The sequence below is a fragment of the Methylobacterium terricola genome, assembly GCF_006151805.1.
Taxonomy (GTDB): Bacteria; Pseudomonadota; Alphaproteobacteria; order Rhizobiales; family Beijerinckiaceae; genus Methylobacterium; species Methylobacterium terricola.
Window position 1 is genome coordinate 596,957 of the sequence record NZ_VDDA01000001.1, and the last position, 13,250, is coordinate 610,206.

A 13,250-nucleotide genomic window follows, 5' to 3' on the forward strand; every position below is an offset into this window, starting at 1 on the left:
CCGCCGGCGGCCGGCCAGCGCCGAAGCCGCTGCAAGAGCGCCCGGGCGAGCCCGTGGTCCGCGGCGAGAAGCCGGCGGCAACGGGCAGGGGTCATCATCATTACAGAGTGTCCGGCGGAATTTGCAAGCTCCAACGCGGTGATGAGCGGGGGATCGGCCTCCCGCGGCGGCGATGCCCGCCGTGCCCCAGCGGCAACAGCCGGACGCCACTGATCCGGAAGCCTTCGCGATGCGTTAACCATGGCGCGGTTATCGCGTAACCGGGATGGAGCCTTCAGGTCGCCGCGAGCCATGCCGACACGACGCGCAAGTCCGAGCCAATCGCCGATCCAATCGCTGGTCCGTGCCGCCGTTCTGGCCGTGGGCCTCGTCGTGCCGGCGCTCGGCATCGCCGCGCCGTCGGCGGGTGCCGTCGGCGCGCCGGAGCGTCCCGCCGTCGAGCGTCCCGCCGTGGCGATCGCCGCCGAGGTCGCGGCGAGCCCGGAGGGCGGCACCCGCCTGACGGTGGTGCTGTCGCGGCCGGTCGAGGCGCGGGCCTTCGTGATGGAGCGTCCCGACCGGGCGATCGTCGACCTGCCCGAGGTCAATTTCCAGTTGCCCCCCGAGGCCGGGCGCAAGCGCGACGGCCTCGTCGCCTCCTACCGCTACGGCCTGTTCGCCCCCGGCCGCTCGCGCATCGTCATCGACCTCGCCCAGGCCGCCACGGTGGCGCGGGTCGCCACCACCACCCGGAGCCGGGACGGGGCGACGCTGCTGACCATCGATCTCGCCCGCAGCGACCGCGAGGCGTTCCGGCGCGCCGCGCAGCCGCCGGAGCCGGCCCGCCCGGCCGGGCCGGCCTCGCAGCACGCAGGCGATTCGCGCCCCCTCGTCATCGTCGATGCCGGCCATGGCGGCATCGATCCCGGCGCCATCGCGGGCAACGGTGTCTACGAGAAGGACATCGTCTTCGGGGTCGCCCAGGGGCTGGTGCAGCGCCTGGAGGCCGGCGGCAGGATCCGGGTGCAGATGACCCGCGACCGCGACGTGTTCGTCCCGCTCGCCGAGCGGGTGCGCATCGCCCGCGACGCGCGGGCCGACCTGTTCGTGTCGATCCACGCCGATTCGATCTCGGCCGCGCCGCAGGTGCGCGGCGCCACCATCTATACCGGCTCCGAGAAGGCGACCGACGCCGAATCGGCCCGGCTGGCCGACCGCGAGAACAAGGCCGACGCCGCGGCGGGCGCCGACCAGGGCGAGGGCCCGGGCGACGTCGCCGACATCCTCCAGGAACTCACCCTGCGCGAGACCCGCGGCTTCTCGGCCCGGTTCGCCAAGGGGCTGTTCACCCGCCTGTCCGGCGTGATGGAGATGAGCGTGAAGCCCCATCGCGAGGCCGGCTTCCGGGTGCTGCGCTCGCCCGACGTGCCCTCGGTGCTGGTCGAGCTCGGCTATCTGTCGAGCAAGCGCGACCTCGACCTGCTGCTCTCCGACGAGTGGCGGGCCAATGTGACCGGCCAGATGGCCGGGGCCATCGAGGCGTTCTTCGCCTCGCGCCTGCCGCCTTCCGTCACCGCCCGCGCGCCGGACGCGCCCCGGATCGGCCGGGCGGCCCAGATCACGCCGGGCCAGGGCGCGACGGTCCAGGGCGGACCCGCCCCAGTTTCACCATAGATCCCGTGTCGATAGGGACCCGTCGGCCCCTCGCTGTCCTGGATTTCGCGGTCCTCCTCCGCTAAGCGCGGGAGCGGTTCGCGCGTCGTCGTGACGGTCGCGTTCTCGTGAGGAGCCGTGCCCGGGCGTGGCCTCCGCCACCAGTCTCGGGCTACACAGCAGGCCCTGTAGGGGCCGCGCGGCATCATCGACGGATCGGGTTTCGATGCGCTTCATCCTCCGCTTCTTCGGCTTCCTGTTCAGCATCGGCGCGATGATGGTCGTCGTCGGTGCCGCGGCCGGCGGCTACTTCTTCTGGAAGTATTCGCGCGACCTGCCCGACCACGCGGCGCTCGCCAATTACGAGCCGCCGGTCATGACCCGCGTCCACGCGGCCGACGGCAGCCTGCTCGCCGAGTATGCCCGCGAGCGCCGGCTCTACCTGCCGATCCAGGCGATGCCGAAGATCGTCGTCGCGGCCTTCCTGTCGGCCGAGGACAAGAACTTCTACAAGCACGGCGGCATCGATCCCGAGGGCATCGTCCGGGCGATCGTCACCAACGCGTCCAGCGGCAAGAAGCAGGGCGCCTCGACCATCACCCAGCAGGTCGCCAAGAACTTCCTGCTCTCCTCCGAGCAGACCTTCGACCGCAAGATCCGCGAGGCGCTGATCGCGCTGCGCATCGAGTCGACCTACTCGAAGGACAAGATCCTCGAGCTCTACCTCAACGAGATCTTCCTCGGCACGATCGTGCCGGGCCGCAACCTGCACGGTATCGCGGCCGCTGCGCTCGATTATTTCGGCAAGTCGGTGCACGAGCTGACGATCCACGAGGCGGCCTATCTCGCGGCGCTGCCGAAGGGCCCGAACAACTACCACCCCTATCGCCGCACCCAGCAGGCGCTGGCGCGCCGCAACGAGATCATCGGCCTGATGGCCCAGAACGGGTACATCACCAAGGAGGAGGCCGAATCGGAGCGCAAGCTGCCGCTCGGGGTGAACCCGCGCAACGTCTCGCCGAACACCGCCAACGCGAACTACTTCGCCGAGGAGGTCCGCCGCGAGATCTCCGAGCGCTACGGCGAGAAGAAGCTCTACGAGGGCGGCCTGTCGGTGCGCACCACCCTCGACCCGAAGATGCAGGCGATGGCCCGCAAGGCGCTCGTCGACGGCCTCGTGCGCTACGACCAGGCCCGCGGCTGGCGCGGTCCGAAGAGCCGGGTCGAGCTCGCCGGCCGCGACTGGGGCATGGCGGTGGCCGAGGTGCCGGCGCTCGGCGACGTGCAGCCCTGGCGCCTCGCCGTGGTCCTCGACACCTCGGGCGGGCGCGCCACGATCGGCCTGCAGCCGAAGCGCGAGAGCTCGGGGCAGGTCTCGAAGGACCGCGACACCGGCATCATCACGGCCGAGGGCGTGCGCTGGACCGGCCGCGGCGTCGCCGCCGCGCTCAACCCCGGCGACGTGGTCTATGTCGAGCGGATGGAGGGGGCCGGCAACGCCTACCGCCTGCGGCAGATCCCGGAGGTCTCCGGCGCGATCGTGGCGATGGATCCCTATACGGGCCGCGTCCACGCCATGGTCGGCGGCTTCTCCTACGACGAGAGCGAGTTCAACCGCGCCACCCAGGCGATGCGCCAGCCCGGCTCGTCGTTCAAGCCGATCGTCTACTCGGCGGCGCTCGACAACGGCTACACGCCGTCCTCGATCGTCCTCGACACGCCGATCACCATCGAGGCCGGTCCCGGCCAGGAGGCCTGGACGCCGTCGAACTACGACGGCAAGTCCGGCGGTCCGCACACCCTGCGCTACGGCATCGAGCACTCGAAGAACCTGATGACGGTGCGGCTCGCCAAGGATGTCGGCATGCCGCTGATCGCCGAGTATGCCCGCCGCTTCGGCGTCTACGACGACATGCTGCCGGTGCTGCCGATGTCGCTCGGCGCCGGCGAGACCACCGTCATGCGGATGGTCACCGCCTACTCGATGCTCGACAATGGCGGCCGGCGCATCCGTCCGACCCTGATCGACCGGATCCAGGACCGCAACGGCGAGACGATCTACCGCCACGACACCCGCAAGTGCATCGGCTGCGACGCCGAGAAGTGGTCGGGCCAGGACGAGCCGAAGCTCGTCGACGAGTCGGAGCAGGTGCTGGACCCGCTCACCGCCTACCAGATCGTCTCGATCATGGAGGGCGTGGTCCAGCGCGGCACCGCCACCATCCTGAAGGAGATCGGCAAGCCGCTCGCCGGCAAGACCGGCACCACCAACGACGCCAAGGACGCCTGGTTCGTCGGCTTCTCGCCCGATCTCGCGGTCGGCATCTATATCGGCTACGACAAGCCGCGCTCCCTCGGCGACCGCGCCACCGGCGGCGGCCTCGCCGCCCCGGTCGCCCGCGACTTCCTGAAGGCCGCCCTCAAGGACAAGCCGCCGACCCCGTTCCGCGTGCCCCCGGGCATCAAGCTGATCCGCGTCAACGCCGCCAGCGGCACCCGCGCCGGCGGATCGGAGGGTGGCCTGCTCGAGGCCTTCAAGCCCGGCACCGCCCCGCCGGACAGCTACTCGGCCCCCGCCAGCGCCCAGCCGGCGGCCCCGGCGGCGGTGCCGCCGGACGCGGACCGGGCGGCCCAGGCGGGCGGGCTGTACTGAAGCTCCACTCACCCCAGATTCCCGACTATGCTACGATGCGTAGTGGCGTCGGGAATCTGGGCGAATGTCGATCATCATGAAAGTTCGTGAGCAGGACGGCTCACGTGTTGTGACCCTGCCGAGCGAACTCCTGGACAGCATCGGCGCCGGCGTCGGCACGGCGCTCGCGCTTGAGGTGAAGGATGGGGCGATCGTCGCGGTGCCGGTCCACGAGCCTGCAGCCCGTAAATCACGTCGCTACACGCTGGCCGAGCTGCTCGTGGGTGCCGAGCATCTGCCGGAGATCTACGAAGGCGTTGCCGGATCCCTCGATGGTAACCCCGTTGGTCGGGAATTGGGTTGACGGGGCCTCGTCCGCGGGCTCCGAAGCGCGGTGAAATCTACTCCATCGATCCGAATCCGGTCGTCGGGCGCGAAATGCGAGATCGGCACTACTGGATCGTTTTGACCCCCGAGGCCGTGAACGTCCATGGTGTTGCAGTCGTAGTCGTCGTTTCTACGGTTGCGGCCGGAGCCCGCGCAGCTGGACTTACCGTACCGGTCCGAGGGGATGGTGTGACGGGCGTTGCCGTCTGCACTCACCTGCGCAGCTTCGATCTGCGCTCCCGTCTAGCGGATGGTTCGGCGCGTCTCGTAGGCGTCGTAGAGGCAGCGACCGTCGATGAGATTGCAGACCGAGTGGCGAGCTTGTTCGATCCCGAGCCGGACTCGTGAGAGCAGCCCGCCGTTTACACCCGCGCCCCCCGGCGCTATCACCCTCCACCCCACCTCACGCGAGTGAACCCACACCAGATGCGCGCCGAGATCGAGCAACTCTCGGATGCCGCCAAGCAGTCGATCGGACTGCTGAGGAGGCATCTTTGACTGGGATACCGTTGACAAGCGCCTCGCGGAGCTGAACGCCCGCTCGGAGGACCCCTCGCTCTGGAACGATCCGGAGGAGGCCCAGAAGGTCATGCGCGAGCGCACGCAGCTCGACGACGCCGTGACGTCGATCCGGCGCCTGGAGCAGGGCCTGGAGGACGGCGCGACGCTGATCGAGCTCGGCGAGATGGAGGGCGACACCGCCAGCATCCGCGAGGGCGAGGAGCAGATCCGCGCCGTGCAGGTCGAGGCGGCCCGCCGCCAGATCGAGACCCTGCTCTCGGGCGAGGCCGACGGCAACGACACCTATCTCGAGGTCCATGCCGGCGCCGGCGGCACCGAGAGCCAGGACTGGGCCAACATGCTCCAGCGCATGTATGCCCGCTGGGCCGAGCGCCGGAAGTACAAGGTCGACATCGTCGAGTGGTCGGACGGCGAAGAGGCCGGGATCAAGGGCGCCACGCTCCTGATCAAGGGCCACAACGCCTATGGCTGGCTGAAGACCGAATCGGGCGTCCACCGCCTGGTGCGGATCTCTCCGTATGATTCCAACGCCCGGCGGCACACCAGCTTCGCCAGCGTCTGGGTCTATCCGGTCATCGACGACCGGATCACGATCGAGATCAAGGAATCCGACTGCCGGATCGACACCTACCGGTCGTCGGGCGCGGGCGGCCAGCACGTCAACACCACCGATTCGGCGGTGCGCATCACCCACAACCCGACCGGGATCGTGGTGGCGTGCCAGCAGGAGCGCTCGCAGCACAAGAACCGGGCCACCGCCTGGAACATGCTGCGCGCCCGCCTCTACGAGCTCGAGCTGAAGAAGCGCGAGGAGAAGGCCAATGCCGAGGCGGCCTCGAAGACCGATATCGGCTGGGGCCACCAGATCCGCTCCTACGTGCTCCAGCCGTACCAGTTGGTGAAGGACCTGCGCACCGGCGCCCAGTCGACCAGCCCCGACGACGTCCTCGACGGCGACATCGACGACCTGATCGAGGCGTCGCTGGCGCACCGGGTCTATGGCGGCGCCGACGCGGTCGAGGATATCGACTGAGGGCCTGTCCCAGGCTCGAGCGACGACGGGGCGCGGTACCTCCTCCGGATGGGGGGTGGGCCGCGCCCTTCGTCGTTCTCGGGAGCCGTCGACGGCGGTCGCCCTAGCGGCAGGACGGCCCGCCCGGATGGCCGCAGCCATGGCCCGGCGGGGCGTGAGGCGCCGGTCGCGGCGCGGCTTGCGGCGGGTGCGGTGACAGCGGCTGGGGCCGCGGCGCCATCATCTGCGGCTGGCGCATCGCCTGGGCCTGCTGGCGCCGCATCGCGTCCTGCATCTGCTGCTGCTGGCGCTGCATCATCTGCTGCGCCTCGAAACGCTGGTGGCTCTGCGCCTGCTGGGCTTGGAGCGCCTGTTGCCGCTGCATCGCCTGCTGGCGCACGGCCTGCTCCATCCGCATCCGCTGCAGCCCGTCATCCGGCCGCGGGGGGCGCGCGACCATGCGGGGCGGCGCGAGGGGCTGCATCGCCGGCCGCGGCGCCTGGGCGGGGGCGACCATCCGGGGCGGCTGGACCGGGCGCGACGGCGAGACCGGCGGGCGGACCCCCTGAGGTTGAAGGCCCTGCAGCGGTGCCGCCGCGGACGAACCCTGCGGTGGCCGTGCAGCGGGGATGGGCTGTCCCGGCGGAACCGGGGGCTGGCTCGCGGGCGGCGGCCCGCCCGGCGCGATCTGGCCGAGCCCGGCGGGCCGGCCGGACGGCGGCGTGCCGGCAGCAAGGCCGGGCATTCCGGGCCGACCGGCGGCGGCGGGCAGCGGGGTGCCGCCTGCTCCGGGCAGCGCCTGCGCCGGGGTCGGGCGCGGTCCGGCCGGCGCCTGGGACGGGATCTGGCCGGGCAGGCTCGGCCGCAGGACGGTCGCTCCGGGCACCGTCACGCCCGCGGGACCGGCGGCGGCGCGCGGGATCTGGCCGGGTGCGCCACGACCGGTCGCGGTCTGGAGGGCCGGCGGCAGGGCGATGCGGGCCGCCGCGGCGCCGAGCGCGGCTCCCGCGACGGCGCCGACGGCCGGCGCCGTCAGGCGCGCCGCTCCCGGTGGCACCGGCTCGGGGCCGTGCTCGTGCATGACGGCCGTGGTGGTGACGTGCAGGTTCTGGAACAGCACCGGGTTCGGCGGCGGCACCACGGCCGGCGGGGCGATGACGTAGGTGGGGACCGGGACGTAGACCGGAACCGGCAGCACGGAGGTCTCGACCGGCGGCGGGGGCGGGGCCAGCTCGACCAGCACGGTCGGCCGCGGCGGCAGGAACGCCACGGGCGGCGGCGGCAGGGCATAGACCGGATCGTCGAGGACGAGCGCCGGCCGCGCGACGAAGATCACCTCGTCCGGCGGGGGCGGCGGCACGTCGTAGGCCAGCACGCGGTAATCCGCCGGCGGCTCGAAGGCGGCGGCGAGCGCCGTCAGGCGCCGGCGCGCGTCCCAGGCATGCGGGCCCCGTGGATAGCGGGAGAGGTACGACCAGTAGGCCTCGCGCGTGTCGGCGAGCGCGCTGCGGCGCCAGGTCAGGGCCTCGCGCCGCGCCGCGATGATCGCCCGCACGCGCTTGGCCAGCGGGTCGCGCGGATAGGCGGCGACGAACTCCTCGTACCCCGCCAGGGTGTCGCGGCCGAGACAGGCGGCATAGGCCTCGCGCGCGCCGATCTCGCCGAGCGGGGATCGCGGCGGCGTGAACCCGGCCAGCGACGGCGCGCCGGCCGCGCGCTCCAGGAACACGAACGGTGCCTCGATGCGCGAGGCGCTCCACGGCACTTCGGCCCCGCCCGTGACCTCCGCCACCCGCAGCCGCACCCGCTCGAACAGGGCGGCGGGCGCGAGCCCGCCCTCGCGGATCATCTCGACGAGGCCGAGGGCATAGGCGCCGTAGGGACCGGTCTCGGCCGGGCCGACGGTGCCCGGGGCGGCATTGTAGGCGATCAGGCTGCCGGGCTCCGCCTCGACCAGCGGCAGGCCGCCGGCCAGCGGATCGCCCGCCAAGCGGAACGGCGCCGTTCGGGCGGCGTCGAGCACCACGAACCGGGCCTTGAGCGGCAAAGCGGCGAGGCGCTTGACGTAGTCCGAGATCCGCAGGGCCTGGAGCGGCACGTCGGAGGCGGCCTCGATCCGGGCATCGACCGGCGCGAAATAGGCCTCGTTCTCGAGCTGCAAGCCGTACCCGGCGAGGTAGACGAAGGCGACCGCGTCCGGCCCCGCCGCCGCGGCCTTGTCGGTGAAGTCGCGCAGGCTCCGCCGCAGGGACGCCTCGTCGAGGTCGCGGGCGCCGACGACGTCGAAGCCCGCCGCTTGCAGCGTCTGGGCGACGAGGCCGGCATCGTTGGCGGCGGTGGGCAGCGGGCCGGCCGCATAGGCACCGTTGCCGACGACGAGGGCGATGCGCCGCTCGGCCGGGGCGGCCGTTACAGGCAGGGCGCTCGTCACCAGGCCGGCCAGGGCCGCGAGGGCGAGGATGACGTGTCGGAGCGGCGGCATGGCGTGGACCTCCCGTGGCCGACGATCGGGGTCGCGCGTTCCCCGGATGTCGCACCGGATCGCCGCTCTTCCGGGCAGCACGATGGCGTGCGGCATCACGAACCGTCGCGCTTGAACCGGCACTGAACGATGCGGCATCAGGCTTGCTGGGCCCTGCCGACGGGCGAGGTCCGCCCTTGGGACGTTGTGATGCCGGACCGCCTGCTCCACGCCGCCGCCAGCATCGCGGTGCTGATCGCGATCGCGGTGGTGTTCTCGACCAACCGCCGGGCGATCCGGCCGCGGGTGGTGCTGTCGGCGCTCGCCGTCCAGATCGCGCTCGGCGCCCTGGTGCTGTTCTGGCCGGCGGGCCGCACGGCCTTGAGCGCCGTCGCCGACGCGGTCCAGGCAATCCTGTCCTATGGCGACAAGGGCGTGGCGTTCCTGTTCGGCGGTCTCGTCGAGCCGAAGATGTTCGAGTTGTTCGGCGGCGGCGGTTTCGTGCTCGCCCTGCGGGTGCTGCCGCCGATCATCTACGTCTCGGCGCTGATCGCGGTCCTGTACCATTTCGGCGTGATGCAGGCGCTCGCCCGGGCGCTCGGGGCGGCGTTGCAGCGGGTGCTCGGCACGTCGCCGATCGAGACCTTCTCGGCGGTCATCACCATTTTCATCGGGCAGAGCGAGATCGCGGTGGCGCTCCGCCCGTTCCTGGCGCTCCTCACCGGGGCCGAACTCTTCGCCGTGATGACGAGCGGCGCCGCCTCCACCGCCGGCTCGATCCTCGCCGGCTATGCCGGCCTCGGCGTGCCGATGCCCTACCTGCTGGCCGCCTCGTTCATGGCGATCCCCGGCGGGCTCCTCTACGCCAAGATCCTGGTGCCCTCGACCGAGCCGAGCCGGGTCGAGACCATGCGGGTCGAGTTCGGCGAGACCCGGGCGGTCAACGTGATCGAGGCCGCCGCCGACGGCACCCAGAAGGGCCTCGCGGTGGCGGTGGCGGTCGGCGCGATGCTGATCGCCTTCGTCGGGCTGATCGCGCTCGTCAACGGGATCGTGGCCTATGCCGGGGGTCTCGTCGGGATGCCCGGCGCCTCGATCGAGGGAGGGCTCGGATTCGTCCTGGCGCCGCTCGCCTGGCTGCTCGGGGTGCCCTGGGATCAGGCGACGCTCGTCGGCGGCGCCATCGGCCAGAAGCTCGCCTTCAACGAGTTCCTCGCCTACGCCAATCTCTCGCCGGTGCTGAAGAGCAACGCGCTCGGGGACCGCACCACCGCGATCCTGTGCTTCGCGCTGTGCGGCTTCGCGAACCTGTCGTCGATCGCGATCCAGCTCGCGAGCTTCGGCAGCCTCGTGCCCGAGCGCCGATCCGAGGTGGCGTCCTACGGCCTCAGGGCGATCCTGGCCGGGACGCTGTCGAACCTGACGAGCGCGGCGATCGCCGGGGTGTTCATCGGGGCGTGAGGGGTGGGGTCGGCACGCCGTCAACCACCATTGCACCCGCACGATCGACGGCACCGGACCTCGCGACACCCTCCCGTCATCCCGGGGCTCGGCGAAGCCGAGAACCCGGGTTTCACGACCGCTGGAGGCGGGGCGAGACGGATAGCGGTTCCCCTCGCCATGACCCCTCGGCGGTCATGAAGCCTAGGTTCCGCTGCGCGGTCCCGGGCTGGCGCGGAGGGCGCAACAAGTCTGACGCGCAATCGCCATCGCGCGTCGTGTCGATCCTCAGCTCACGCTTCGGTAGACCGCCGTTTCGAACTCCAGAAAATTCTCCACCGCGGCCGGGTCGGCGAACGGGAACGCTTGCGTCCCCCAGAACCCGCCGACCCCCTTCGTCCGGTCGATCCAGAAATACAGGTTGGCGAGGCCGGCCCAGGCGAGGGAGCCGGCGGAGCGCCCGGTCGGGGCGTCCTCGTCGTTGATCATGAAGCTGAGACCCCAGGATTTCGGCATCCCGGGGAAGAATTCGGCCTCGTGCGAGAGGTGGCGTTTCACCCCCGGCAGGGCGCGGATCTTGAGCGAGGGGCCGAGGCCGTTCGTCGCCGCCATCGCGACGGTCTCGGGCCGAAGCACCGGCCCGTGCGGGCCGGCGCCGTCGTTGAGCCAGAGCCGGATGAAGCGCAGGTAATCCTCGGCGGTGGAGTAGAGCCCGTGGCCGCCCATCTCGACCTCCGGCGCCTGCGGCAGCTCGAAGCCGTCGAGCACCGTGAGCGTGCCGTCCTCAGCCCGCTGGTGCATCCGGGCGAGGCGGGCGCGCATCGCCGGCGTCAGCGCGAAGCCGGTGCTCTCCATGCCGAGGGGATCGAAGATCCGCTCGCGCATCACCCTGCCGAGGTGCTGCCCCGTCACCGCCTCGACCACCTGTCCGGCCCAGTCGATGCTGCTGCCGTATTCCCAGGATTCGCCGGGATCGAACAGGAGCGGCGTCATGAGCGCGGCGCGGGTGCCGCTGGTCACGCCCGGCCGCCTGGTCTCGCGCAGGAGCCGGGCATAGGCCTCATTGAAGATGTCGTAGCCGAAGCCGGCCGTGTGCAGCAGCAGCATCCGGGTGGTGATCGGCCGCGCCGGCGGGCGCAGGCGCGGCGCGCCGTCCCTGGCGAAGCCGTCGAGCACCTGGATCTCGGCGAGGGCCGGCACGTAGGCGGCGGCCGGGGCGTCGAGGTCGAGCCGGCCTTCCTCGGCGAGCTGCAATGCGGCGGTGGCGGTGACCGCCTTGGTGGTGGAGAAGATCGCCATCACCGTATCGGTCGTCATCGGCGCGCCGTCGCCGCGCTGCCCGGCCGCGCCGGCATAGAGCGTGCGCTCCCGGTCGGTCGCCACGGCGACGACGCCCGGAAGCCCGGGGGCCCGCTCCACTCCGCGCCGCAGGATCGCGTCGGCCGCGTCCTTCAGTGTCTCGCCCATCGTCATCCTCCCGGCGCGGCGCTGCTGCGCTCTCGGCCGACAGGGTAGAGGGAGTCCGAGTCCGTGTCAGGCATGGGACCGGCGATCACCCTGTCGCGAGCGTCGCAAGGCAGCATCGGGCGCTTCAGCGAGGGCATCCCACGCCCATGGCGCCTGCACGAAGAGAAGCGCCGCTTCATCCTGCCGAAGCTGCTGACGGAGCGGAACCTGCCGCCGGGCGGGGCATTGTCGGGCGTCCGGCGGGGTCGCGAGGCCTTGCTGTCATCAAGGTCGAGGCTGCCCGTGACCCTCCTTTCCCGCCGTCACACGCTGGCCGCCGCGGCGGCCGGGCTCGTCAGCACCGCCGCCGGGGCGCAGACGCCGTCCGGACCGGCCCCGATCCGCGGCAAGGACGGGGCCGACATCCTCGGCCCGACCAACCCGGCGCGGCAGGCCGAGGAGCCCTTCACCACCCGCCCGCCGAAGACCGACCACGGCACGATGCCGAACCTGAAATGGTCGTTCACCGACAGCCACATGCGGCTGGAGGAGGGCGGCTGGGCGCGCCAGACGACGACCCGCGAATTGCCGATCTCCACCGCGATGGCCGGCGTCAACATGCGGCTCAAGGCCGGGGTCGCCCGTGAGATGCACTGGCACAAGGAAGCCGAGTGGTCCTACATGCTGAAGGGCCGCGCCCGCATCACGGCCGTGGACCAGGCCGGGCGTACCTTCGTCGACGACGTCGGCGAGGGCGACCTGTGGTACTTCCCGTCCGGCATTCCCCATTCGATCCAGGGGCTGGAGAGCGAGATCGACGGCTGCGAGTTCCTGCTCGTCTTCGACGACGGGCATTTCTCGGAGGATTCGACCTTCCTGATCACCGACTGGCTCGCCCACACCCCGCGCGACATCCTGGCGAAGAATTTCGGGGTGCCGGAGGAGGCCCTGGCCAAGCTCCCCGAGAAGGAAAAGTACATCTTCCCGGCGCCGATGCCGGGCCCGCTCGCGGGCGACAGGACCGGCGGCGCCGGCCCGATCCCTGAGACCTTCAGCCACCGGATGCTGGCGCAGGAGCCGATCCGCACGAAGAGCGGCAGCGTCCGCATCACCGATTCGAAGATCTTCCCGGCCTCGAAGACCATCGCGGCGGCCCTCGTCGAGCTGGAGCCGGGGGGCTTGCGCGAGCTGCACTGGCACCCGAACGGCGACGAGTGGCAGTATTACCTGTCGGGCCAGGGCCGGATGACGGTGTTCGGTTCGGAATCGAAGGCCCGCACTTTCGACTACCAGGCCGGCGACGTCGGCTACGTGCCCTTCGCCATGGGGCACTACATCGAGAATACCGGCTCGACGCCGTTGCGCTTCCTGGAGCTGTTCCGCAGCCCGATCTACGCCGACGTGTCGCTGAACCAGTGGATGGCGCTGACGCCGCATGCGCTGGTGCGGGCGCACCTGAACATCGACGAGGCGGTGCTGGCGGGATTGCCGGTGAAGAAGACGCCGGTGGTGCCGGGGTAAGCTCGTCGGGCTCGTCCACTCGTATTCGAACCGACGCGACCGATTCAAAACCCTCCCTCGTCATTCCGGAGCCGGGCAGCGGAGCCCGGACTCCAGATGCTCAGATGTGCGAGGACCGGGCGGAACGCTGCCCACCTCGTCCTGGACATCCTGCGGTTCCGGATACCGGGCTCTGCGGATCAGCACCGGACCGACGC

General features: G+C 71.4%; 9 protein-coding genes. 7 read left to right on the forward strand and 2 right to left on the reverse strand.

Annotated elements, in window-relative coordinates; genetic code table 11:
- Positions 1–291: 291 nt before the first annotated feature.
- The 5 genes from FF100_RS02595 (at position 292) to prfB (ending at position 6,206) form a co-directional block, all read left to right on the forward strand.
- Positions 292–1,653, forward strand: a complete 1,362-nt coding sequence (locus FF100_RS02595) for an N-acetylmuramoyl-L-alanine amidase (RefSeq protein WP_139033982.1) — start codon at positions 292–294, stop codon at positions 1,651–1,653.
- A gap of 205 nt (positions 1,654–1,858) precedes the next feature.
- Complete coding sequence (locus FF100_RS02600) at positions 1,859–4,285, forward strand: penicillin-binding protein 1A (protein WP_139033983.1); 2,427 nt, start codon at positions 1,859–1,861, stop codon at positions 4,283–4,285.
- A 64-nt stretch (positions 4,286–4,349) separates the two neighbouring features.
- Entirely contained in the window at positions 4,350–4,628 is a 279-nt protein-coding gene (locus FF100_RS02605; RefSeq protein ID WP_139033984.1) for an AbrB/MazE/SpoVT family DNA-binding domain-containing protein, read from the forward strand.
- Positions 4,625–4,999: a type II toxin-antitoxin system PemK/MazF family toxin gene (locus FF100_RS02610; protein ID WP_139033985.1), complete on the forward strand. Its 375-nt coding sequence runs from the start codon at positions 4,625–4,627 to the stop codon at positions 4,997–4,999. The genes FF100_RS02605 and FF100_RS02610 overlap by 4 nt, the downstream gene beginning before the upstream one ends.
- A gap of 78 nt (positions 5,000–5,077) precedes the next feature.
- Positions 5,078–6,206, forward strand: a protein-coding gene (prfB, locus tag FF100_RS02615) for a peptide chain release factor 2 (protein WP_139033986.1) whose coding sequence is annotated in 2 segments (ribosomal slippage) — positions 5,078–5,146 and positions 5,148–6,206 — 1,128 coding nt in all. Because the reading frame shifts where the segments join, the coding sequence is not laid out codon by codon here.
- Positions 6,207–6,309: 103 nt separating this feature from the next.
- On the opposite strand, the gene FF100_RS02620 is transcribed toward prfB, so the two are convergent.
- The gene (locus FF100_RS02620) at positions 6,310–8,667 is read right to left on the reverse strand and encodes a caspase family protein (protein WP_139033987.1); all 2,358 of its coding nucleotides are present in this window, start codon (positions 8,665–8,667) and stop codon (positions 6,310–6,312) included.
- A gap of 189 nt (positions 8,668–8,856) precedes the next feature.
- On the opposite strand from FF100_RS02620, the gene FF100_RS02625 reads away from it, so the two are divergent.
- On the forward strand, positions 8,857–10,107 hold the full coding sequence (locus tag FF100_RS02625; protein WP_139033988.1) for a NupC/NupG family nucleoside CNT transporter: 1,251 nt from the start codon (positions 8,857–8,859) through the stop codon (positions 10,105–10,107).
- 267 nt (positions 10,108–10,374) lie between these two features.
- On the opposite strand, the gene acmB is transcribed toward FF100_RS02625, so the two are convergent.
- Positions 10,375–11,553, reverse strand: coding sequence for a methyl acetate hydrolase AcmB (gene acmB / locus FF100_RS02630; protein ID WP_139033989.1), 1,179 nt, complete (start codon positions 11,551–11,553; stop codon positions 10,375–10,377).
- Between the two features lie 282 nt (positions 11,554–11,835).
- On the opposite strand from acmB, the gene FF100_RS02635 reads away from it, so the two are divergent.
- Complete coding sequence (locus tag FF100_RS02635) at positions 11,836–13,053, forward strand: oxalate decarboxylase family bicupin (protein WP_139033990.1); 1,218 nt, start codon at positions 11,836–11,838, stop codon at positions 13,051–13,053.
- Positions 13,054–13,250: the final 197 nt, after the last annotated feature.

Coding starts and splice junctions, on each gene's coding strand:
- FF100_RS02595 (WP_139033982.1), top strand. CDS start 292: ATGCCGACACGACGCGCAAGTCCGAGCCAATCGCCGATCCAATCGCTG.
- FF100_RS02600 (WP_139033983.1), top strand. CDS start 1,859: ATGCGCTTCATCCTCCGCTTCTTCGGCTTCCTGTTCAGCATCGGCGCG.
- FF100_RS02605 (WP_139033984.1), top strand. CDS start 4,350: ATGTCGATCATCATGAAAGTTCGTGAGCAGGACGGCTCACGTGTTGTG.
- FF100_RS02620 (WP_139033987.1), bottom strand. CDS start 8,667: ATGCCGCCGCTCCGACACGTCATCCTCGCCCTCGCGGCCCTGGCCGGC.
- FF100_RS02625 (WP_139033988.1), top strand. CDS start 8,857: ATGCCGGACCGCCTGCTCCACGCCGCCGCCAGCATCGCGGTGCTGATC.
- acmB (WP_139033989.1), bottom strand. CDS start 11,553: ATGGGCGAGACACTGAAGGACGCGGCCGACGCGATCCTGCGGCGCGGA.